At 67.7% G+C, this 22461-nt stretch carries 20 protein-coding genes; 13 read left to right on the top strand and 7 right to left on the bottom strand.

Annotated features, from left to right (window positions below; all coding sequences use genetic code 11):
* The 4 genes from ACJMK0_RS11480 to ACJMK0_RS11465 form a co-directional block, all read left to right on the top strand.
* A partial coding sequence (locus ACJMK0_RS11480) for an AMP-binding enzyme (protein ID WP_405238532.1) occupies window positions 1-677 on the top strand: 677 nt, incomplete at its 5' end.
* Entirely contained in the window at window positions 674-1621 is a 948-nt protein-coding gene (locus tag ACJMK0_RS11475; protein WP_405238530.1) for an alpha/beta hydrolase, read from the top strand. The genes ACJMK0_RS11480 and ACJMK0_RS11475, both read left to right, overlap by 4 nt.
* Window position 1622: 1 nt before the next feature.
* Window positions 1623-3797, top strand: a complete 2175-nt coding sequence (locus ACJMK0_RS11470; RefSeq protein WP_405238528.1) for a molybdopterin-containing oxidoreductase family protein — start codon at window positions 1623-1625, stop codon at window positions 3795-3797.
* A gap of 50 nt (window positions 3798-3847) precedes the next feature.
* Window positions 3848-4339: a YybH family protein gene (locus ACJMK0_RS11465; protein ID WP_405238526.1), complete on the top strand. Its 492-nt coding sequence runs from the start codon at window positions 3848-3850 to the stop codon at window positions 4337-4339.
* Window positions 4340-4420: 81 nt separating this feature from the next.
* On the opposite strand, the gene ACJMK0_RS11460 is transcribed toward ACJMK0_RS11465, so the two are convergent.
* Window positions 4421-4882: a nuclear transport factor 2 family protein gene (locus ACJMK0_RS11460; protein WP_405238524.1), complete on the bottom strand. Its 462-nt coding sequence runs from the start codon at window positions 4880-4882 to the stop codon at window positions 4421-4423.
* 180 nt (window positions 4883-5062) lie between these two features.
* Here ACJMK0_RS11460 and ACJMK0_RS11455 point away from each other — a divergent pair, with 180 nt between their 5' ends.
* Window positions 5063-6433: a spinster family MFS transporter gene (locus ACJMK0_RS11455; RefSeq protein WP_405238522.1), complete on the top strand. Its 1371-nt coding sequence runs from the start codon at window positions 5063-5065 to the stop codon at window positions 6431-6433.
* Window positions 6434-6446: 13 nt separating this feature from the next.
* Here ACJMK0_RS11455 and ACJMK0_RS11450 read toward each other — a convergent pair whose 3' ends face one another.
* Entirely contained in the window at window positions 6447-6767 is a 321-nt protein-coding gene (locus ACJMK0_RS11450; RefSeq protein ID WP_405238520.1) for a winged helix-turn-helix transcriptional regulator, read from the bottom strand.
* Between the two features lie 61 nt (window positions 6768-6828).
* Between ACJMK0_RS11450 and ACJMK0_RS11445 the strand changes: the two genes are divergently transcribed.
* Genes ACJMK0_RS11445 through ACJMK0_RS11435 form a run of 3 tightly spaced genes read left to right on the top strand, consistent with a single transcriptional unit; the run spans window position 6829 to window position 9452 of the window.
* Window positions 6829-7398: a carboxymuconolactone decarboxylase family protein gene (locus ACJMK0_RS11445; RefSeq protein WP_405238518.1), complete on the top strand. Its 570-nt coding sequence runs from the start codon at window positions 6829-6831 to the stop codon at window positions 7396-7398.
* A gap of 48 nt (window positions 7399-7446) precedes the next feature.
* Complete coding sequence (locus ACJMK0_RS11440; RefSeq protein WP_405238516.1) at window positions 7447-7713, top strand: DksA/TraR family C4-type zinc finger protein; 267 nt, start codon at window positions 7447-7449, stop codon at window positions 7711-7713.
* On the top strand, window positions 7710-9452 hold the full coding sequence (locus ACJMK0_RS11435) for a 1-acyl-sn-glycerol-3-phosphate acyltransferase (RefSeq protein ID WP_405238514.1): 1743 nt from the start codon (window positions 7710-7712) through the stop codon (window positions 9450-9452). Before ACJMK0_RS11440 ends, ACJMK0_RS11435 begins: the two co-directional genes overlap by 4 nt.
* Before the next feature lie 109 nt (window positions 9453-9561).
* Here the strand turns inward: ACJMK0_RS11435 and ACJMK0_RS11430 are convergent, their stop codons facing one another.
* Complete coding sequence (locus tag ACJMK0_RS11430) at window positions 9562-11892, bottom strand: TonB-dependent receptor (RefSeq protein ID WP_405238512.1); 2331 nt, start codon at window positions 11890-11892, stop codon at window positions 9562-9564.
* A 454-nt stretch (window positions 11893-12346) separates the two neighbouring features.
* On the opposite strand from ACJMK0_RS11430, the gene ACJMK0_RS11425 reads away from it, so the two are divergent.
* Window positions 12347-13366 (top strand): efflux RND transporter periplasmic adaptor subunit, encoded by a 1020-nt coding sequence (locus tag ACJMK0_RS11425; RefSeq protein ID WP_405238510.1) that lies wholly within the window; start codon window positions 12347-12349, stop codon window positions 13364-13366.
* The gene (locus tag ACJMK0_RS11420; RefSeq protein WP_405238508.1) at window positions 13363-16410 is read left to right on the top strand and encodes an efflux RND transporter permease subunit; all 3048 of its coding nucleotides are present in this window, start codon (window positions 13363-13365) and stop codon (window positions 16408-16410) included. The genes ACJMK0_RS11425 and ACJMK0_RS11420 overlap by 4 nt, the downstream gene beginning before the upstream one ends.
* 103 nt (window positions 16411-16513) lie before the next feature.
* On the opposite strand, the gene ACJMK0_RS11415 is transcribed toward ACJMK0_RS11420, so the two are convergent.
* Genes ACJMK0_RS11415 through ACJMK0_RS11405 form a run of 3 tightly spaced genes read right to left on the bottom strand, consistent with a single transcriptional unit; the run spans window position 16514 to window position 18507 of the window.
* On the bottom strand, window positions 16514-16900 hold the full coding sequence (locus tag ACJMK0_RS11415) for a nuclear transport factor 2 family protein (protein WP_405238506.1): 387 nt from the start codon (window positions 16898-16900) through the stop codon (window positions 16514-16516).
* The gene (locus tag ACJMK0_RS11410) at window positions 16900-17280 is read right to left on the bottom strand and encodes a nuclear transport factor 2 family protein (protein ID WP_405238504.1); all 381 of its coding nucleotides are present in this window, start codon (window positions 17278-17280) and stop codon (window positions 16900-16902) included. Before ACJMK0_RS11410 ends, ACJMK0_RS11415 begins: the two co-directional genes overlap by 1 nt.
* A 42-nt stretch (window positions 17281-17322) precedes the next feature.
* A complete protein-coding gene (locus ACJMK0_RS11405; RefSeq protein ID WP_405238502.1) occupies window positions 17323-18507 on the bottom strand; it encodes an acyl-CoA dehydrogenase family protein in 1185 nt (394 codons plus the stop codon).
* A gap of 165 nt (window positions 18508-18672) precedes the next feature.
* Here ACJMK0_RS11405 and ACJMK0_RS11400 point away from each other — a divergent pair, with 165 nt between their 5' ends.
* From ACJMK0_RS11400 to ACJMK0_RS11390, 3 genes are read left to right on the top strand one after another with little or no spacing between them, the layout of a single operon-like run.
* A complete protein-coding gene (locus tag ACJMK0_RS11400) occupies window positions 18673-19467 on the top strand; it encodes a DUF1295 domain-containing protein (protein WP_405238500.1) in 795 nt (264 codons plus the stop codon).
* Between the two features lie 35 nt (window positions 19468-19502).
* A complete protein-coding gene (locus tag ACJMK0_RS11395; RefSeq protein ID WP_405238498.1) occupies window positions 19503-20036 on the top strand; it encodes a nuclear transport factor 2 family protein in 534 nt (177 codons plus the stop codon).
* Window positions 20037-20047: 11 nt separating this feature from the next.
* On the top strand, window positions 20048-20416 hold the full coding sequence (locus ACJMK0_RS11390; RefSeq protein ID WP_405238496.1) for a nuclear transport factor 2 family protein: 369 nt from the start codon (window positions 20048-20050) through the stop codon (window positions 20414-20416).
* Window positions 20417-20670: 254 nt separating this feature from the next.
* Here the strand turns inward: ACJMK0_RS11390 and ACJMK0_RS11385 are convergent, their stop codons facing one another.
* A complete protein-coding gene (locus ACJMK0_RS11385) occupies window positions 20671-22362 on the bottom strand; it encodes a class I adenylate-forming enzyme family protein (RefSeq protein ID WP_405238494.1) in 1692 nt (563 codons plus the stop codon).
* Window positions 22363-22461: the final 99 nt, after the last annotated feature.

Raw genomic sequence — 22461 nt, 5'->3', positions numbered from 1 at the left:
ACGTGACCGGCTTCAACATGACCGAGGTATCCACGCCGCTCATCAGTGACGTCAACTCCGAGGTCCAGTACGCCTGCGGCCGGCCCCGTACCGGCGTGGAATGCCGGCTGGTGGACGAGAACGACATCGAAGTGCCGCGCGGCGAACCCGGCGAGCTGATCGTGCGCTCCGACCTGCCGTGGACCATGAACGCCGGCTACATCAACATGCCGGAGGCGACGGCCCGGGCCTGGCGCAACGGCTGGTTTCACACCGGCGACGTCTTTCGCCAGGACGAGAACGGCGAATATTTCTTCGTTGACCGGCGCAAGGACACCATCCGCCGCCGTGGCGAGAACATCTCGTCGCTCGAGGTCGAGGCCGAGGTCATCCGCCACCCCGAGGTCGACGAGGTGGTCGCCGTCGGCGTGCCGAGCGAGTACACGGAGGAGGAGGTGCTGATCGTCGTCGTGCCGAAGGCCGGCGCGAGCCTCGATCCGGTGGCGCTCACGGAGTTCCTGGTGGAGCGCCTGGCTTATTTCATGGTGCCGCGCTACGTGCGCATCGTCGACGAGATACCGAAGACGGAGACCAACAAGCCCCGCAAGGTGCTGTTCCGCGAAGCCGGCGTCACCGACGACACCTGGGACCGCGAGGCGGCGGGCATACGCCTGAAGCGCGAGCGGCTCGGCTCGTGACGCCGGACGCCGAGACCGCCGGTCTCCTGCGCCTGATGGCGGAAGCGGAGTACCCGCCCATCTGGACGCTGCCCGCCGCCGAGGCGAGGAAGATTCACGACCCGCTCACGGCGGCATCGGCCCACCCGGCCGAGTCCGTGGCGGAGACGCGGGAGGTGGAGATCGCCGCGGGGCTGGAGGCGCGGCTGTATCGGCCCGAGGGCGCCGCCGCGAACGGCGCGCCGCTGCTCCTCTACTTCCACGGCGGCGGCGGCGCCATCGGCGATCTCGATTCCCACGACGCGGTCTGCCGGACGCTCGCCAATGCCAGCGGCGCCGTGACGCTGGCGGTCGACTACCGCCTGGGTCCGGAGCACCCTTTCCCCGCCGCCTGGGAGGATGCCTGGACGGCCTGGGCCTGGGCGCTCGAAAACGCTGCAGGCCTCGGCGCGGATCCCGCCCGAATTGCCGTTGCCGGCGACAGCGCCGGCGGCGGACTCGCGGCCGCGCTGGCACAGGGCGCGGCGGCCGGGCGCGGTCCCGCGCCCGTATTCCAGTTGTTGATCTATCCGGCCCTGGATGCCTCCCGGGACCCTGAGCGTTACCCCTCGGTGGCCGAGAATGCGGAGGGCTACTTCCTGACCCGGGATCTGATGGCCTGGTTCGGCGCGCAGTACGTCGCGCCGGGCCAGGATCCGGGCGACGTGAGGCTGTCGCCCGGTCTCGCCGAAGGGCTGTCCGGTCTGCCCCCGGCGCTGATCGTGACGGCGGGCCTGGATCCGCTGCGCGACGAGGCGGCGGCTTATGCCGAGGCGCTGGAGCGGGCGGGCGTCGCGGTGGAGTATCGCTGCTACGAGCAGACCATCCACGGCTTCGCCTCGTTCGGCCGCTTCCTGTCGTTCACGGCGCCGGCCATCCGTGAGTGGGGCGAAGCCGTGCGCGCGGCGGCCGCGGGAGGAGACTGACATGACCACCGAAGAACGACACGGCCTCTGCCGTTTCTGCCACGCCTTCTGCTCGATGAAGGTCCACCTCGAGGACGGGCGCATCGTCCGGCTGATCGGCGACAAGCACAACCCGGTGTACGCCGGCTACAGCTGCATCAAGGGCCGGAACTTCCACGAGTTCCACTACGCCGACGACCGCATCCTGCATCCGCTGAAGCGGGCAGAGGACGGCAGCCGCGGCGAGATCCCGCTGCCCCGGGCGCTGGACGAGGTTGCGTCGAAACTCCAGGCAATCGTCGCCGAGCACGGTCCCCGCTCGGTGGCGATGTACACCGGGACGTTCAGCCACTTCTGCGTGGGCGGTGTGATGACCCGGCACGCCTTCATGGACGCCATCGGCTCCCCTATGCGCTTCACCAACGCCACCATCGATCAGCCGGGCAAACCCATCGCCATGGCGCTGCACGGGCGCTGGGGCGCCGGCCCCGAGGCGTTCGCCGACTCCGACGTCTGCATGCTCGTGGGCGCCAACCCGCTGGTCTCGATGTGGGGCGGCATCCCGCCGTTCAATCCGGCGAAGCGGCTGCACGAGGCGAAGAAGCGGGGGCTGAAGCTCATCGTGATCGATCCGCGGCGCACCGAGAGCGCACGCAAGGCGGACATCCACCTGCAATGCCTGCCCGGCCACGATCCTGAGATCCTCGCGGCCATCATCCGGGTGATCATCGCCGAGAACCTCTACGACCGGGACTTCGTCGCCGGCGAGGTGAACGGGTTCGACGAACTGGCGGCCGCGGTGGAGCCGTTCACGCCGGAACGGGTCGCCGCCCGCGCCGGTCTGGCGGCGGAAGACATCGTCGCGGCGGCGCGGATGTTCGCGAACGGCAGGAAGGGCAACGCGACCGGCGGCACCGGCTCGAACATGGCGCCTCACGGCACGCTGATGGAGTACCTGCTGCTGTCGCTGAACACCATCTGCGGCCGCTGGGTGAAGGCGGGCGAGCGGGTGCCGAACCTGGGCTGCCTGTTCCGCATGTTCTCGGGCAGGGCGCGGGCGGAGAAACCGCGGCCTGCCGTCGGCTTCGGCGAATCGCTGCGGGTGCGGGGGCTGGCCGATACGGCCGCCGGCCTTTCCACGGCCGCGCTGGCGGACGAGATCCTCACGCCGGGGGACGGACAGGTGCGCGCGCTGTTCGTCGTCGGCGGCAATCCGCTGGCGGCGTTCCCGAACCGGGAGAAGGTGCGGCGGGCGCTGGAGTCCCTGGACCTGCTGGTGGTCATCGATCCGCAGCTGTCCGCCACGGCGGAACTCGCGGATTACGTGATCGGCCCGATGTTCGGCTACGAGATGCCCGCCATCTCCTTCGCCAACGAGGGCATGGTGACCTACGGCCTTTCCATCGGCTTCCAGGAACCGTTCGCCCAGTACCAGCCCGCGCTCATCGAGCCGCCGACGGGCGCGGAGGTGATCGAGGACTGGCGCGTGTTCTACGAGCTCGCCCGGCGCATGGACATGCCACTGGGTTTTCGCGGCTACGCCTGGGACATGGAGTCGCCACCGACCACCGACGAGCTGATCGAAGTGTTCACCAGCCGCAGCCCGGTACCGCTGGAGGAGATCAAAAAGCATCCGGAAGGCCATATCTTCGAGGAGCGTTCCGCGCCGGCGGAACCGCGGGACCCGGACTGGCCGTACCGGCTGGAGGTGGGCAACGAGGGCATGATGTCGGAGCTGGCCGGTCTCGCCGCTGCAGGCGGCGCGGATGAGGATGGCCGTCAGGGCGCGGCGGACGAGGCGAGGCCGGGCGGCGACGGCCTGCCGCTGCTGCTGGTGAGCAGGCGCCAGCACCACGTCTACAACTCGGTGGGGCACCGGGTGGAGGCGCTGGCGAAGAAGGTGCCGTACAACCCGGCCTACATGAATCCGCAGGATGCGGCGGCGCTCGGGCTGGCGGCCGGCGACCGCATCGAGATTGCCAGCGGCAACGGCAGCGCCCCCGCCGTGGTGGAGCTGGCCGACGACGTGCGGCCCGGCGTGATCTCCGTCGCCCACGGGTTCCCGAACACCACGGCCACCGATCGATTCCGCGGCACCAGCACCAGCGCGCTGGTCGACGACGAGACCGATTACGACACGTGGAGCGGCCTGCCGCGCATGAGCGCGCTGCCCGTCCGCGTGCGCGCGGCAGGCTGAAGCGGCCTGCCGATAGCACCACCATCCCTTTGCGGGAACAGGAGATGCCGATGTTCGATCACAGGACCCCGGGTTTAGCCGCCATAGTACTGGTCCTCGCCTGCGCGCTTGCCGGCCCCGCGCACGGCGGGGCGGAGGAGGATGCGGTGGAGGCCGTCATCCGCGGATTGCAGCAGGACTGGAACGCAGCCGATATGACCGCCTATCTGGATGCCTACGGCAAGGGCGACGACATGCGACTCGTCTACGGCAAGGGCTGGCTGGCCGGCTGGGACGCCGTGAACCGCGTGTTCCGCGAGAACTGGCCGGACGAGCACCGCATGGGCAAGTTCACCATCGACAAGATGGAGGTCCGGCTGCTGACCGACGACGTGGCCGTGGCCACGGGCTCGTTCGAGCACGTATTCCCCCACGAGACGATCCGGGGCGCCTTCACCCACGTGCTGGAGAAGACGGCCGACGGGGCCTGGGAGATCGAACACGAGCACACGTCCCGCGGCGAGACGATAGTCCACGAGGACGCCCCCGAAGAGGCCTCTTGAAAGGTCTCTGAAATGGCCCCCCGAAGCGGCTACGGCGGCTACGGCGGCCAGGGGAGTGCGGAGAAAGCCGGCTGAGGCGGACTATTCCTCCACCGTCAGCGCCTCCTCGAGCTGCGCCCAGTCGTAGTAGTCGCGCCACGCCTGCACCTCGCCGTCGGCGATCTCCAGCACGCCGACGACGGGGATACGCGAATGCTTGCCCTTGTAGACGAAGTCGTCGACCCGCTCGAGGAACACGACGTTGCCGTTGATCGCCATATTGCGGATCTGCAGCTCGATGCGCTCTATCCCGTCCACCAGCGCGAGGAAGCGCGGGCGGATGGTCTCGCGGCCGACCACCGGTTCCTTCATCATGCTCTGGAACACGGCGTCCTCGGCGAAGAGGCCGATCATGCGATCCCATTCCATGGTGTTCCAGGCGTCGACCATCTTCATCGCGACCGCCTCCGCTTCGGCTTCGACAGGGTCGGTGCCGGCATGATCGTCTGCCTGCGGGGCCAGCGGAACAAGCAGCAGCGACAGCAGTAGAACGTGCATTCTCATAGGACGAGTCTCCCCCTGAAAGTGAATCTCACGTGCCCGCCCGATACGCCGGAGCCGGGCGGAAGCACAAACTTGCGTAATTAGACTAGGACAGTCTAAGCTAGCCGTCGGTCGCAGGCAATCCGGTCACCGGCGGGGTGCGCGGGTGCCGCAACCGGGCAGCAGCGGGGGAGAGAACGCATGCAGCAGACGCAGACCGTCGGCGCGGACGCTCACGACGAAGACGGCGAATGGCCGAATCCGGTCTACTCCTGGTACGTGGTCGGCGTGCTCATGCTCGCCTACACCAACTCCTTCATCGACCGCCAGATCCTGAGCCTGCTCATCGAGCCGATCCGGGCGGATCTCGCCATCAGCGATACCCAGGTGAGCCTGCTCGCCGGCCTCGCCTTCTCCATCTTCTACACGCTGATGGGCGTGCCGATCGCGCGGCTCGCCGATCAGAAGAACCGCAAGGTCATCATCGCCTTCGGCGTCGCCTTCTGGAGTGCGATGACGGCGCTGTGCGGCGCGGCGCGCAACTTCTGGCAGCTGTTCGCCGCCCGGGTCGGGGTGGGCGTCGGCGAGGCCACGCTGTCGCCGGCCGCCTTCTCGATCATGGCGGACTACTTCCCGAAGCATAAGCTCGCCCGTGCCTTCAGCGTCTATTCCATGGGCGTCTATTTCGGCGCGGGACTGGCGATGATCATCGGCGGCATCGTCGTGCGCATGGTGATGAACGCCGGCGTGGTGACGATGCCGGTGCTGGGCGACGTCCGTCCCTGGCAGATGACGTTCTTTTTCGTCGGCGTCCTCGGCCTGCCGATATTCCTGCTCGTGCTGACGATCCGGGAACCGGTGCGCCGCGGTCTGAAGGCGGCAGGCGTGCCGCAGGAAGGGAATGCGAGTTCGCTGCCGGTGCTGCTGGCCTTCCTGAAGGTGAACGCCCTCACGGTGGCGTTCCACTTCCTCGCCTTCTCGATGATCGGCATCGCCATCGCGGGCTACATGGTCTGGACGCCGACCCTGTTCATCCGCACCTGGGGCTGGGAAGCCTCCACGATAGGACTCGCCTACGGCGGCATCATGTTCGTGCTCGGCACGGCGGGCGTCTACGCGGGCGGTTACGTGGCCGACTGGCTGGAGCGGCGGGGACGCCGCGACGCCATCCTGCGCGCGGCCTTCTATGGCGGTGTGATCACGGTACCGTTCGCGGTGGCGACGCCGCTGATGCCGAACGGCGGCCTCGCGCTGGCCTGCCTGGCAGTGACCAGCTTCTTGCTGGCCTTCCCCCAGGGTCTGCCCGCCGCCGCACTGCAGGTGATCACGCCCAATCCCCTGCGCGCCCAGATGACGGCGCTGTACTTCCTGGTAGGCAACCTGATCGCGCTCGGCTTCGGTCCCACCCTCGTGGCGCTGGTGACGGACTTCGGCTTCGACGACCCGATGAAGCTCCGGTACTCGATGGCCGTGGTGAGCGCCACGGTGATACCGGTGGGTGTTCTCCTGAGCTACCTGGCGCTGCGGCCCTATCGGGCCAGCCGGCAGCGCGCGGAGGTGCCGCAGGGCTAGCCCCGCGCGGCCGTCAGGTGCGTTCGGCGTGCCACGCCCGCGACCACTCGCTGAGGTCCATCAGGCGCTCGCCCAATTCGCGGCCCCGCTGCGTATAACCGTAACCCTCGTTCTCCAGGTCCACGAGGCCGGCCTCGCGCAGTTCGCGGAGTCTGCGGTTGAGACTGGTCGGCGAGACGTTGTCGCACCGCTCGCGCAGCTGCCGGAAAGACAGCCGCTCGTCGCGAAGCTCCCAGAGTATGCGGAGGGTCCAGCGCCGGCCCAGCAGGTCCAGGAGCGCCATGATGGGCCGTCGGGCTGACCCGCGGCTCTTGTCGCCTGTATTCGTAGTCATGTTGACACTACAGTTTCTGTAGCAGTAAGCTGTGCTACAAATACTGTAGCACAGGAGCCGCATGATGAGAGAGGTTCTCGCCCCCGTGGAGTCGCCGTGGCCGGAGGACGTGGCCGCCGCGTTCGAGTCGTACCCGAAGCGGGACGGCTACGTCCTGAAGTTATTCCGCGTGTTCGCCAACAGCCTGCGCTTCCTGCGGGGCAAGGGTGTGGTGAACCTGCTGGATCGGGACGGTCCGCTGTCGCTCAGGGAACGTGAACTCGTGATTCTGCGCACCTGCGCGCAACGCAATTGCGAGTACGAGTGGGGCGTGCACGCCGCCGCATTCGGCGCCGCGGCGGCGCTGGGCCCGGAGCAGATCCGGGCGACCCGGCTGTCGCCGCCCGACGCTCCTTGCTGGACGGACGCCGAGGCGGTTCTGCTGCGGGTGGTCGACGGACTCTGCGCCGACGGCCGTCCGGACCCGGCCACGCTCGATGCGTTCCGCGAACTCTGGGACCGCGAGCAGCAACTCGAGATTCTTGCACTGTGCGGCAACTACCATACCGTCAGTTTCGTCGCCAATGCGAGCGCCCTGGAACCCGAGGCGTTCGCGATCGCTTTTCCGGGCGACGGCCGAAGCGCGTGCTGATTTGCTATGCTCGTCCCCATTGGCGCAGACCCCTAATCGGAGGATGCCATGGCCGGTGGCTGGGCCCGCGACGGGGCCGTCCAGGAACAGATAGATGCCAGCGTCGAAGACGCCGTGCAACGCGCCCGTGGCCGGTTGCCCCGGGGCCCTTCCCTGACCCATTGCGAGGAATGCGGCGACGAGATCCCGGCCGCGCGGCGCGAGGCCGTCCCCGGCGTGCGCCGCTGCCTCGGCTGCCAGGCCGAGCTGGACGAGAAAGGGCGGGGCGAAGCCCTCTACAACCGCCGCGGCAGCAAGGACAGCCAGCTGCGGTGACGCGTTCCCGCCAGCGGCTCGAGCAGGCGCTGCGGGAGCTGGCGCCGACGATCGGCCGCGATCCGGCCCGGTTGGCCGGGGAGGCCGAGGGCTATCTGGCGGAACTGGACAGCCGGCGCAGCGGCACGGGCGTGGGCCTGTTCGCGGCGCTGAGCCGGTTCATCTGCCGGCGCGGCTATGCGCGGGACATCGTCTGCGACGACGGGGAGTTCGCCCGCGTCGCGGAGCTGGCGCGGCGCGGCCCGGTGGTCTATCTGATCACCCACAAGACCTATCTGGACATCTTCGCGCTCTATCATGCCCTGCACGAGCGCGGCATCGACACGCCTTACGTCTTCGGCGGCATCAACATGGACTTCCTGGGGCTCGGCTGGCTCTCCCGGCGGGCGGGCGGCATCTTCATCCGGCGCGGCATCCGCGACAACCCCGTGTACCGGGCGGCGCTGAAGACCGCCATCGGCGATCTGCTCTCGGCGGGCGCCTCGTTCATGTGGGCGATCGAGGGAACGCGATCCCGCACGGGCAAGCTCGTCATGCCGAAGCTCGGCCTGCTCAAGTACGTGGTGGAGGCGAGCCGCGAACTCGACGGAGACCCGGTCCGGTATCTGCCCGTTTCCATCGCCTACGACCAGATTCCCGACGTCCCGGAGATGACGGCGCAGCAGACGGGCTCGGGCAAGTCGCCGGAGTCGCTGTCCTGGTTCCTGCGCTACATCCGCGGCCTCAGGCAGCCCCTCGGGCGCATCTACGTCCGCTTAGGCGAGCCCGTCTCCCTGCACGATACGCCGGACGCGCCCGCCCTGGCGTCGGCGAGCGCGGAGTCGGTGGAGGTGCAGAAGCTGGCGTTCGAGGTCTGCTACCGGATCAACCGGGTGACGCCGCCCACCACCGTCTCGCTGGTCATGATGGCGCTGCTCTGCGAGGAGGGGCTCGGCCGCGCGCGGCTGCGCGACGACGTGATCGCCCTCTTCGGGCACGTGCAGCGCCACGACCCGGAGGCGGTGAAAGCGTTGCCCGGCGAACCGGATGCCGAGCTCGAACGGGTGGTGGCGGAGCTGGCCGCCACCGGGATGGTGGCTGAATCGACCGGCCGGCTGACGGTGCCGCGCGAGCGGCACCTGGCTGCGCTGTACTACAGCAACATGGCCGCCCATCACTTCGTGATCGCCGCCTTCGTCGAGCTTGCGCTGCTGCGCGCCGCCGAGGCCGGCGGGGCGGAGCCGCGGCGGGTATTCGAGCACGAGATCGACCGGTTGCGGGACCTGTTCAAGATGGAGTTCTTCTTCGCCCGCCGCCCCGAGTATCGGGCGGCGGTGCGGGCGGAACTGCACGCACTCGCGCCGGACTGGCAGAGCCGGCTGGAGGCGGGCGGCGCGGGCATCGCCGAGCTGGTCGCGCGCAAGCCGCTGTGCGTCGCCCAGGCGGTGCTGCGCCCTTATGTGGAGGCCTATCGGGTGGTCGCCCGGGCGCTCCTGAGCGGCGCCGCGGACCCCGACCCGGGCGACGACGCGCTGGTCGAGACCTGCCTGGGCCTCGGCCGCCGCATGGCCGACCGCCGCGACATCCTATGGGCGGATTCCGCCTCCCGCGCGCTCGTGGCCGGCGGTCTGCTGCTGGTCCGCAACCGGGGGCTGATCGGTGACGGCGACGGCGACGGTGAGGTGGAAAGGCGCCGACGCGAATTCGACGTGCGGCTGGCCGACCTCTACCGCCGCCTGGAACACCTCGCCAACCTGTAGGAGGGCCTTCAGGCCCGACCCCGACCCCGACCCAAAAAGAAAAGGCGGCACGCATGACACGTGCCGCCCTTCCGTCAGTGGCCGGGGCATCGCGCCCGGCGCTCCCCTGTTAGTTGAAATTATAGGCGAAATCGACGCCGTAGGTACGGGGCGCCCCGTACTGTCCGACCTCTTCGCCGAAGAAGGGGATGATGTTGGTGCGGTATTCCTCGTCCGCCAGGTTCTTGCCCCAGACGCCGAAGCTCCAGTTGCCGTCCATCGGCGCGTAGCTGATGCGCCCGTCCACCAGGCCGTAGCCATCCTCCTGGTTGAGGTTGGCCGGTTGCCAGTAGAGCTCGTCCTGATAGGTGTAGTTCAGGCGGAAGGTGAGGTTGCTCGCCCAGCCGGCAGCGTTGACCGGCGTGTAGTCGAAGCCCACGTTGTACTGCAGCTCGGGCGTGCGCTGCAGCTGGTTGCCGGAGCTGTCGAAACCGCTCGACTCGATGAACTCGATGTACTCCGTATCCACGAACGAGCCCGAGGCGTACAGCAGCAGTCCGTCGACCGGCGTGTACTGGAACTCGGCTTCCACGCCCTTGATCTCGGCGTCGGACGCGTTGTCCGTCAGGTTGCAGAGGCAGTCCTCGTTGGTCTGCTGCACCTGCAGGTCCGTGTAGTCCATGAAGAAGAACGACGCGTTCAGCCGTGCGCGGCCCTCGGCGAAGTCGGTCTTGAAGCCCACCTCGTAGTTGGTGACCTCCTCCGGGTCGAAGGCGAAGGTGGCCGCGGCCGGGTTCGCGGGCGTGTCCTCGTAGCCGCCGCCCTTGAAGCCGTCCGCGATACTGGCGTACAGGAACAGGGTGTCGGTCGCCTGCCATTCGAGGATGGCCTGGGGCGTGACCTTGCTCCAGTCGTCGCCGTAGTCGGTGGTAAAGCCGCCGCCCTCGACGAAGGTGGCGCCCAGGGGCGTCAGCGGCACCGTGTCGCCGGGATTGAAGCGGTCGCCGGTGGCCACCGCGATGCCCTGTACCGTGCCTTCCTTCTCGTCCTTCGTCCAGCGCACGCCGACGGAGAGTTTCAGGGTGTCGGTGATATCGAAGCCGATCTGGCCGAACGCCGCCATGGAGTCCATCTCGCCGTCGTTGATCCAGTGGCTCTCGCCGCTGAGGGTGGGCAGTGCGCCGGTGATGTTCTCGCCGAAGAAGCGGTCGAACTTGTCGATCTCGTCGTGCTTGAAGTAGACGCCGGCGATCCAGTCCCAGCGGCCCTCGGTCGTCGAGGTCAGACGGAACTCCTGGCTGAACTGCATGATGTCGGCCTGCTCGTTCACCGGTGAGGAGAAAAGCAGAACGGCACCCAGCGAGCGTGGATCGGTGGGGTCCGGGAAGCGGTTCGCCACGTAGGCCGCGTAGTCCGCGAAGTCCGCCACCTGGTCGAACACGTCCGGCCCGGCGCCCGTCTGGTCATAGAGCTGCTTGGACTGCGCGTCCCGGTAACCGGTGATCGACGTGAGGGAGAAGCCGTCGAAGTCCTTCTCGACGTTCAGCATGAGGCCGATGCCTTCCCGGCTCATGTGATTGTTCTGCTCCCACTGCTCGCCGGCATAGAGGTTGTCCTCGGGCGTGCTCTGGCGGATGTCCGTCAGGCCGAGGAAATCGCGCAGCGTGCTCCACGGCCGGAAACCGTTCGGCCCGCCCGCCTCGGCGACCACGTTGATGCCGTTGGTCCAGTCGTCGTTGTAGTCGAGCGAGAGCCGGGCCCGCAGGTCGCTGTCGTTGTCGTAGAGCAGCTGGGCACGGAGCTGCCGGGACGTGAGGTTCTCCAGCTCCCGGTCGTGCAGCACGTCGTGGGCGTAGCCGTCCCGGTCACGGGTCTGGAACGAGATGCGGCCGGCCCAGCGATCCGCCAGCGGCCCCGTGACATAGCCGGTGGTATGCAGGGCGTTGTAGTTGCCCGCCGACACCAGGATGCGGCCCGAGGGCTCGAACTGCGGTGCCGCGGTGATGATGCTGAGCGCACCGCCCACCACGTTCTTGCCGAGCAGCACGCCCTGGGGTCCGCGGATGACCTCGATGCGCTCCAGATCGAAGAAGTCGGTGTTCAGCCCGCCGGTGCGGCCGATGTAGACCTCGTCGAGGAACAGGCCGACCGAGGGATCCGCCGTCGGCGAGTCCAGCCGGGTGTTGGTCACGCCGCGGATGTTCAGCTCGAGGTCGAGCGGCGTATTCATGGTCAGCGAGAACGCCGGCACGCTGTTGGCGAGATCCATCACGTCATAGATCTTGTTCTCCTCCAGATTCGCGCCGGAGTAGGCCGTGATGGCCACCGGGGCCGTCTGCAGGCCCACCTCGCGTTTCTGCGCCGTGACGACGATCTCCTCGAGCTCCTGCGCGATCGCGGTGCCGGCCGTGGCCAGCAGTCCCGCGGCCAGCACCGTCGTGTAAAGGCGGTCGCGGAGCACGCGAAACCTGGTTTTCTGTCGTGGTTGCATTTGTCTCCCCCTCTCGGTTTTCAATTTGGACCCGGTACATTTCTCCGGATCCTGTAGCGGCGACCGATTTGCCCGAACGTTGTTATAACGGGCGCCCCGCGGTATCTCCCCATGCGTTGCTTGACCGCAACACACTTGCATAAGAAGATTTATGGATATTAGTCCGAATCCCCGATGGCTGCAACCGGGCCCTGGACGGGGCGCCTGGCACCGGTGCGGGGAACTCTTTGCCGACACCCATTGCCGGAAAACGACACTGCGGTGAAAGGCCGGCATTCGTTACACTACGCCGTCCCGCCGGGCCGGAGCCCGCGGCGCCATCCATTGATTACCAGAGACACGAGGCGTTCCCCTGATCAAGAGACTCATCATCGTCGTCGCGCTCACGGGAGCACTGTTCGGTTCCCTTTTCGCCTGGAAATACATGCAGTCGCAGGGCGGTGAGGGGCGCGGCCAGCCGCCCGCCGTCGTCACCACGGTGGAGGTGACGCGCGAGACCTGGATTCCGGCGCTCACCGCCGTGGGCAGCGCGGTGCCCACCAGCGGCATCATGGTGGCCGCCGAGGTGCCGGGGAAAGTCAGCGACATCTTCTTCATCACCGGCGACCGCGTGGAGGAGGGCGCGCGCATCGTCCAGCTCGACGACGAGGTGGACCGCGCGGAACTGGACACGCTGCTGGCCGACCGCAAGCTGGCCGCGATCACGCTGGAGCGCACGCGCAAGCTGGTGGCGGACAAGCTGGCCTCCGCGTCGGAACTGGACGAGGCCGAAGCGCGGCTGGAGAGCCTGGAAGCCCAGGTCGCCGCGAAACGGGCCATTATCCGCAAGAAGGACGTCCGGGCGCCGTTCGCCGGCGAGCTCGGCATACGGCGCGTCAGCCCCGGCCGCTACGTGGCCGCCGGCGAGGAGATCGTCAGCCTCGTCTCACTGTCGCCGATATTCATCGAGTTCTCACTGCCGGAGCGCTATCTGGGCCGCATCGCCCGCGACCAGCAGGTGGAGGCCGAGGTGCCGGCGCATCCCGAGCGCACGTTCACCGGACGCATCCATGCCATTACCCCGGGCATCGACGAAGGCACCCGCAGCGTGCGCGTCCGCGGCATCTTCAGCAACGACGACCGGGCGCTGAGGCCCGGTATGTTCGCCGAGGTGCGCATCCTGGAAGAACGCCGGCGCGAGGTGCTGACACTCCCTTACCGGGCCGTGACCTACGATCCCTACGGCAGCTCCGTGTTCCTGCTGGAGGAAGGCGAGGGCGGCCTGGTCGCGACCCGCCGCCAGGTGGCCACCGGCGAGGTACGTGACGGCCGGGTGGAGATACTGAGCGGTCTCGCGCTCGGCGACCGCGTCGTCGGCGCCGGCCAGAACAAGCTGAGGACGGGCCAGCCGGTCACCGTGGACAATTCGGTCGAGCTGGAAGAGCGCCGGCCGGGCGGCGCATGAAGTTCACCGACATCTTCATCCGCCGGCCGGTCCTGGCCAGCGTGGTCAGCCTGCTGATCCTGGTGCTGGGGCTGCGCTCCATCACGGCGCTGGAGGTCAGGCAGTACCCGGAGACGAAGAACACGGTGGTGACCGTCACCACCAGCTATCCGGGCGCGAGCAGCGAGCTCATCAAGGGCTTCATCACCACGCCGCTGCAGCAGGCCATCGCCGAGGCCGAGGGCATCGATTACCTCTTCTCCCGCAGCCTGCAGGGGCGCTCGGTGATCGAGGCCCACATGGTGCTGAACTACGACCCGAACGCGGCGGTGGCGGAGATCCAGGCCAAGGTGGCGAGCCAGCGCAACGTGCTGCCCGCCGAGGCGGAGGACCCGGTGATCGAGGCGACGGTCGGCGGCCGAACCTCGCTCATGTACCTGGTCTTCTACGGCGGCGAGATGAGCGCCTCGGAGACCACCGATTACCTGCTGCGCGTCGTCCAGCCACGATTGCAGGCCGTGCAGGGGGTGGCCTCGGCCGATCTCTTCGGCGGCAAGACCTTCGCCATGCGCATCTGGCTCGACCCGGACCGGATGGCCGCGCTGAATGTTTCTGCGGCGGAGGTCCGCGACGTGCTGGTCGAGAACAACTACCTGGCGGCGGTGGGCAGCACGAAGGGGCAGTACGTTGCCATCGACCTCTCCGCCGACACCGACATCAGCGATGCCGACGCCTTCCGCGATCTGGTGGTGCGCAGGGGAGACGACACGCTCGTGCGCCTGGGCGACATCGCCGACGTGGAGCTCGGCGCCGAGAACTACGACTCGGTGAGCTGGTACAACGGCGAGCCTTCCGTGGTGATCGCCATCGACCCGGCTCCCGGCGCCAACCCGCTCGACGTCTCCCGGCGGGTGCGCGTCGCTATGGAGGAGATCTCCCGGCAACTGCCGGCCGGGCTCGCCGGCGAGGTCTCGTTCGACGCCAGCCGCTTCATCGAGGATTCCATCGACGAGGTATTCCGCACGCTGGCGGAAGCCGTGCTGATCGTGTTGACGGTGATCTTCCTGTCGCTGGGTTCCATCCGCGCCGCCCTGATCCCGGCGGTGGCCGTGCCGCTGTCGCTGATCGGCGGTGCCTTCGTGATGCTGCTGCTCGGCTTCTCCATCAACCTGCTGACGCTGCTCGCCATGGTGCTCGCCATCGGCCTGGTGGTGGACGATGCCATCATTGTCGTGGAGAACGTCCACCGCCATGTCGAGGAGGGACTCTCCCGCCGTGAGGCGGCGATCATCGGGGCGCGGGAGATCGGGCTGCCCATCATCGCCATGACCACGACCCTGATCGCCGTGTACGCGCCGATCGGTTTCATGGGCGGGCTGGTGGGTACCCTGTTCACGGAGTTCGCCTTCGCGCTGGCGGGCGCGGTGCTGATCTCGGGCATCGTCGCCCTGACCCTCTCGCCCATGCTCTCCGCCCGCGCACTGACCCGCTACGGCGAGCCCGGCCGGTTCGAGCAGCGGGTGGAGCACTTCTTCCAGTGGCTGGCGGAGCGCTACCGGCGCCTGCTGCATGCATCGCTGGATACCGTGCCGGTGACCGTTGTCTTCGCGCTGATCGTGCTGGGCAGCATCTGGTTCATGTTCACGAACGTGCCCGAGGAGCTGGCGCCGGTGGAGGACCAGAGCATCCTGTTCGTCCAGGCGCGCGGACCCCAGACGGCGACGCCGGAGTACAACGAGATCTGGGCACGGCGGATGGTGGACCTGTTCCAGGAGGTGCCGGAGTACGAGGACAGTTTCCTGTTCCTGGGCATGGGCGGCGACAACAGTACCGTCTTCGGTGGCTTCAAGATGGCGCCGGGCGCCGAGCGGGAACGCACCCAGATGGAAGTGCAGCCGGAGCTGCAGCAGGCCATCTCGAAGATCGCCGGCCTGCAGGCGGCCGTGTTCCCGCGGCCGGATCTGCCGGGTTCCGCCGGCGGGCTGCCGGTGCAGTTCGTGGTGACCTCGGCGGCGGATTACGAGCGCGTGGACGGCGTGGTCGACGGCCTGATGGGCGAAGCCATGCAGAGCGGGCTGTTCGCCTTCGTGCGCAAGTCCATCGATTTCTCGCGGCCGCGCATCACCCTGCACATCGATCGCGACCGGGCGGGCATCCTCGGCATCTCCATGCAGGATATCGGCCGCACGCTGTCCACGCTGGTGGGCGAGGGTTACATCAACCGCTTCAATCTGGAGGGCCGCAGCTACCGGGTCATCCCCCAGGTGGGACGCGAGTTCCGGCTGGACGCCGCCATGCTGGAGGACTACTACGTGCCGGCGGCGGGCGGCGAGATGGTGCCGCTGTCCGCGCTGGTGAGTTTCGAGCGCACGGTGGAACCCGCCGAGCGCACCCAGTTCCAGCAGCTGAACTCCATCGCCGTCGAGGGTGCCATGGCGCCCGGCGTGACGCTGGGCGATGCGCTGGCGTTCCTGGAGGAGCGCGCGCAGGCGTCCTTCCCGGTGGGCTTCAGCTGGGACTACAGCGGCGAGTCACGGCAGTACAAGCAGCAGTCGAGCGCCCTGGTGATCACGTTCTTTATCTCGCTGCTGGTCATCTACCTGGTGCTGGCCGCCCAGTTCGAGAGCTGGCGCGACCCCTTCATCATCCTGGTCTCCGTGCCGATGTCCGTCGCCGGCGCGCTCATCTTCATGACGCTGGGTCTGGCGACCATCAACATCTACACCCAGGTGGGGCTGATCACACTGATCGGGCTGGTGGCCAAGAACGGCATCCTGATGGTGGAGTTCGCCAACCAGGTCCGGGCGCGCGAGGGGCTGGACAAGCGTGCCGCCGTGGAGAAGGCGGCGGCGGTGCGGCTGCGGCCCATCCTGATGACCACCGCGGCCATGATCTTCGCCATGGTGCCGCTGCTGACCGCCTCCGGTGCGGGTGCCGTGAGCCGCTTCAACATCGGCCTGGTCATCGCCAGCGGGCTCGGCATCGGCACCCTGTTCACGCTGTTCGTGGTGCCGGCGTTCTATCTGTTGCTGACCGGCGAAATCGAGCACCAGCCAGAGCCGTAGGAGGGCCTTCAGGCCCGATTCCGCAGCAGGCCCGATTCCGCAATGGGCATGTAGGAGGGGCTTTAGCCCCGATTCGTTATCCTGATCGGGCCTGAAGGCCCTCCTACATTTGTTTGCGCAGCGGTTTCGTATGCGCCGTGTCCAGATACTCGTCCAGCGACACGATGCGCCCGCTCTCCACCTTGACGATGGCGCAGGCGGGCATGGCGAAGCGCTCGCCGGACGGCAGCGTGCCGCGCAGCACGTGTTGCTGGTACCAGCCGCCGGGGATCGGCTCCCGGCGCACGATGTCGTACTCGAGATCGGTCAGCTTGCGATGCATCCACTGCATCGACTTGATGTTCTCCTCCACCGGCTGCAGTGCCTGGTCGAAGTTGTGCCAGATCCGTGCATCCGGGGCGTAGAGTTCGCGCACGGTGTCGACGTCGCAGGCCTCCAGCGCCGCCATGAAGCGCTCGGCCAGCTCCAGATTGTCGTCCGCCTCCGTCATCACGCGGCCCCCTCTGCTTTCTTGTTGTCCATCTCGAAGTAGTCGCGCCAGCGGGCTATACGGCCGTCGCGGAACTCGAAGATGCCCATGTAAGGATGCGCGATGCGGTCGCCGGTGCGCAGGTCCGTGTACTCCTCGTAGCCCTCGACGAACAGGCAGTCGTCCGTCTCCGCCCAGCGGTCGATGCGCCAGTCGGGGTCGGCGCAGATCTCGCCGTATTTGTTCAGGAACTTGCGCACCCACTCCTTGCCGATCAGCGGTCGCGAACCCACGTGGTAGTGGTACTCGATGTCGTCGGTCAGGTAGTCCAGGAACTTCTCCCGCTCGCCGTCGATATTGGCCTGCATCAGCGCCTTGATGGTCTCCATCTTCTCGGACATGTCGCTCTCCCCCTTGTCGCCCTGGTTGCAATTGTTCGGTTGTCAGAAGCCGAGCTGCCGCCCGGCCAGGTCGTTCAGTATCTCCTCGGTGCCGCCGCCCAGCGCGAAGATGCGCGCCTCGCGCTGGATGCGCTGCACCCGGGTGTTACCCCGGTAGGCCTCGCCGCCCAGCACCTGCATGGCCTCGCGGGCGCAGTGCTCCAGCGTGGTGGTGGCCTGAACCTTCAGCATGCACAGATCCGCGACGGGCACCTCGCCGCGCTCGAAGCGCCACACGCACTGGTCCAGGAACGCGTAGCCGGCACGGATGGCACGCACCATGGTCACCAGCTTCTGGCGGACGGCCTGGTGGTCGATCAGCCGCTTGCCGAATGTCTCGCGCCGCTGCGCCCAGGCGATGGCGTCGGCGGTGGCGACGCGCGCCATCGCCAGTGTCGCGCCGACGCCGCTGAAGCGCTCCGTGTTGAACTGGTGGGTGAGACTCGCGAACGCGCGGCCCTCGGGGCCTATGAGGCGGTCGCGAGGCACGCGGACGCCGTCGAACCGGATGGTGCCGTTGGCGGCGCTGTACCAGGCCAGTCCGGGTACCGGCTCCATGCTCACGCCCGGGCTGTTCGCATCGATCAGCATCAGGGACAGCCCGCCGAGCCCCTCGCCGGCCGTGCGCACCACGGTCAGCAGATAGTCGGCGCGCAGCGCACCGGAGATCAGGGTTTTCTCGCCGTTCACCACGTAGTGGTCGCCGTCCGCCTCGGCAGACGTCACGAAGCGGGACACGTCCGAGCCGCCCACCGGCTCGGTGACCGCGAAGGCGGTACGCTTCTCCCCGGCGAGTACCGGGCGGACCACCTCGTCGTGCAGTTCGGGGCTGCCGTATTCGACCACCGGCGGCAGCGCGATCCAGTGGGTGGCCAGGTCCGCGAAGACGACACCGGAGCCGAGACGATGGAACTCCTCGGCGAAGATCACCCGATGATAGAGGTCGGCGGCGTCCTGCCAGCCGCCGAATTCGGCCGGAAAGCCCATGCCCATGAGGCCGGCCTCGGCCGCCTGCCGGTAGAGGTCGTCCGGGAAGGTGCCGGCGGCGTTCCAGGCGTCGATGTGGGGCTCGATGTGCGCGGACACGAAGTCGCGCAGCTGCTGCCGCCAGGCCTCGTGGTCGGCGGTCAGGCCGGGCGCGGGCGGCCTGAGGCCGTCGAAGTCGATGGCGGGCTTCTTTGCTGACACGACCTTGCTCCCCCCGGCAGGTCTCCGCTGCTTCCCGCCCGGCGGAAGTGACGCCGGGCTTGCATCGGACTCGCTTGCTTAGTAAGACTTAGTCATAATAGCACAGACCCGGGACGCCGCCAGCCGGGTCGCCGACAAATGGGAACCGACCGAGGGGAGAGAGCCGTGCCACAAGAATTCCTGTCGCTGGCGCTGATGAATGCGTCACTCGTACTGGTGCTGATGACGGGCCTGTGGGGCCTCAGTCTCGCGCTGCGCGATTCCAGCATCGCCGATATCTTCTGGGGCTTCGGCTTCGTGATCATCGTCTGGTTCACCTGGACGATCTCCGACGGCGTCGAAGCGAGGCGCCTGCTGGTGGCCGTGCTGACCACGCTCTGGGGCCTGCGCCTGGGGCTCTATCTCGGCTGGCGCAACTGGGGCAGGGAGGATCCGCGCTACGCGCGCCTCCGCAAGCACGTGGAATCACAGGGCGGCAACTATGCGCTGCACAGCTTCGTGAACATCTACCTGATGCAGGGCTTCTTCATGTGGCTGGTCTCGCTCGTGCTGATCTTCGGCCTGTCCATGGACACGCCGGCCGCGCTCGGCTGGCTGGCCTGGGCGGGCGTCGCGCTGTGGGCGGTGGGCATGTTCTTCGAGGTGGTCGGCGACATCCAGCTCACCCGCTTCCGCGCCGACCCGGCCAACGAGGGCAAGGTCATGGACCGGGGACTGTGGCGCTACACCCGCCACCCGAACTACTTCGGCGAGGCCTGCGTCTGGGTGGGCTTCTTCCTGATCGCGGCCGAGAACCCGTGGGGGCTGGTCACCATCGTCAGCCCGGCCACCATCCTGTGGGTGCTGACCGGGTCGCTGGGCAAGGGGCTGCTGGAACGCCGCATGGCGAAGAAGCGTCCCGACTTCGAGGACTACAAGCGGCGCACCAGCGGTTTCTTCCCGCTGCCGCCGAAGAAATGAGCCGTGAGGCCGGACCGGGAGCAGAGGGAGACACCATGACCACAGAACAGCGAGACGAACGCATGCAGCGCATGCTGGATTACTACGAGATCCGCGACGTGCTGGCGCGCTACGCCCGCGGCATCGACCGCGCCGACGGCGAGCTGCTGAAGAGCTGCTACCACCCGGACGCCATCGAGGAACACGCCGGACGCTACGACGGCAACGCCCATCAGTACGTGGACGAGGCCATGCCGCGGGTCATGAAGATGGGCGCCATGCAGCATCTCCTGGGCTCGAGCCACGTCGACGTCGACGGCGATATCGCGTACGTGGAGACCTACGTCTGGACCTTCATGCGCCAGCACCGGGAGGACGGCGACTGGGACACCCTGACCGGCGGTCGCCTGGTCGACCGCTTCGAGCGTCGGGACGGCGAGTGGAAGATCGCCCACCGCTGGACGGTGTTCGACTTCAACCGGGACATGCCCACCGCCGAGGGCTGGTGCGGCGGCATGTTCGACTTCAGCCAGAAGGGCGCGCGCCTCGGCCGGAAAGGCCGCGAGGACCCGTCCTACGAACGATTCTGAGGAGACCGGACATGCTGATAGACAAAGTGCACGAGTTGATCGAGACCTGGAAGCGCCAGGACGTCGACGGCGTGCTGGCGATGCTGGACGAAGACGTCGTCTACCACTACCACGTGGGCTCGCCGCCGCTGGAGGGCAGGGAGAAGGTGCGCAAGTTCCTGGAGCGTTTCGGCAAGGGCCAGGAAGACATCCGCTGGCGCATCGACAACCATGCCGAGAACGGCGATCTGCTGCTGGTGGAGGGGCGCGACATCTACCGCAAGGGCGGCGTCGAGATCGACCTGCCCTACATGGGCATCTTCCGCTTCCGCGACGGCAGGATCCTGGAGTGGCGCGACCACTTCGACATGGGCGAGCTGAAGAAGCAGATGGACGGCTAACGTGTAGGAGGGCCTTCAGGCCCGACCGGGCGTTCTCTTGACGTTGGCCCGCCATCGGGTGGGTGAGGGTCGCGGGGACGCTCATGTAGGAGGGGCTTCAGCCCCGATCTACGCCTGAGGCGGCCGAGCGCTGATCGGGGCTGAAGCCCCTCCTACATGCCCATCGAGGCTTGCAGCGCGTTCCGGACGACCCCCGCAGGGCGGCCGTAAAAGAACGGGGGTCTGGCAGCGGCGGGTCGGGCCTGAAGGCCCTCCTACGTGGATAGTTCGCGCCTCAGCACCTTGCCCAGCGGGTTGCGCGGCAGCGCCTCCATGACCACCATCTCCTGCGGCCACTTGTAGGAGGCCACCTGCAGGCTCTTCAGGTGTTCGACGACGTCGTCCAGGGTGATGCTCCCGCCCGGTTTCGGAACGACGGCGGCGCAGACCTTCTCGCCCAGCACCTCGTCGGGGATGCCGAAGACGGCCGCTTCCTGCAGGGCCGGGTGGCTCTCCACCAGAGAGTCCAGCTCCGCCGGCGAGATATTCATGCCGCCGCGGATGATCAGTTCCTTGACCCGGCCGATGAATCGGTAGCGCCGCGGAATCGGCTCGCCGTCGTCCACGAGCTCGAACAGGTCGCCGGAGTGGTAGAACCCATCCGCGTCGATCACCTCGGCGTTCAGCTCGTCGTCCTGCCAGTAGCCGTCGAAGCGCATCGCGCCGTCGAAACACAGTTCGCCCGGCCGCTCCGGCTCGGTGATGACCTCGCCGGTTTCCGGGTCCTTCAGGCAGGTAATGATCTTTTTCTGGAACCGCGACGGCCACTCCAGCCCTTCCACGCCGAAGCGGGGGAAGTACAGCGCGCGGTCTTCCGGGTCCGGGAAATCCTCGCCCGTGCTGAACAGCGAGCAGCCCTCGTTGGAGCCGAAGATGTTCACCACCACGATGCCGTGCTGTTCCTGCCAGCCCTTCACCATCCACGGCGCGAGCGGCGCGGAGCCCGAGCCGATGCAGCGCAGATGGCTGATGTCGGTCTTCGCCAGCAGATCATCGTTCTTCAGCAGCAGGTTCAGGATGGCCGGCGGCGCCACGGTGTAGTTGATCTTCTCCTCCGCCATCTGGCACAGGAACACCGGCAGGTCGAAGGGGTGATGCTGCACCAGCTTGCCCCGGGTCATGAGCCAGGGCATGACCATGCCGCCGAGCGAGGCGATGTTCACCATCGGGAAGGGGTTGAGGATGTTCTCGCCCTCCTGCAGCTGGCCGCACTCGCTGCAGGACTCCCCGTTGACCACCCAGTGCGCGTGGTGGCGGGGCACGCCCTTCGGCCGCGACTCGGTGCCCGACGTCCAGCACAGGGTCAGGGTCTCGTGGGGATCGATCTCCAGTTGCTCGAGATAGGCCCGCAGCGGTTCCGGGTCGGCGCCGGCGAGCCGCTCCAGGGAGAGATCCGTGGGGTCGGCCTCCTGCTCGCGCCATACCAGCAGGTGACGCAGCCGGTCGAACTCCGGCACCAGTGCCTCCGCGCGTGCGGCGGGCTCCGTGTCCTTGAAGCGGGGCACGGTCATGAAGGCGCTGGCGCCGGACTTGCCCAGGATGTAGCGCAGTTCATGCTCCCGGAACTGCATCGCGACCGGGCAGAACACGAGGCCGAGGCGTGCGCAGGCGAGGAACGTCACCACGCCCTCCACCGTATTCGGCAGCTGCGTGGCCAGAACGTCGTCCTTGCGCAGGCCCAGCGCCAGCAGCCGGCTGGCCAGTCCGTCCACCAGCCGGTCCAGCTCGGCGAACGTATAGCGCTGCTGGGCGGCGCCCGTCAGCTCCTCCTTGTTCGGCGGGTCCACGACGGCTTCCTCGCCGCCGGCCCGGGACACGGCGTCGCGGAATACGTCGTCCACGGTGGTCTGTCCCCACCATCCCCGCTGCTGGTACTCGGCGATCCGCTCCGGTGAACTCTGGATCATCTGCTTGCGCCTCTCTCCGATGTGGCTTTCGACAACCGTACCAAGTATAGAGTCATGTTATGCAAGCGACCATAGCCGTCGCGGTCGCCGCCTGTCGCG

The organism is Lentisalinibacter orientalis (genome assembly GCF_040706535.1).
In the GTDB taxonomy this organism is placed as follows: Bacteria; Pseudomonadota; Gammaproteobacteria; order Steroidobacterales; family Woeseiaceae; genus Lentisalinibacter; species Lentisalinibacter orientalis.
Note: the sequence above shows the minus strand (reverse complement) of the source record. Positions and strands in the feature narration are given on the sequence as shown.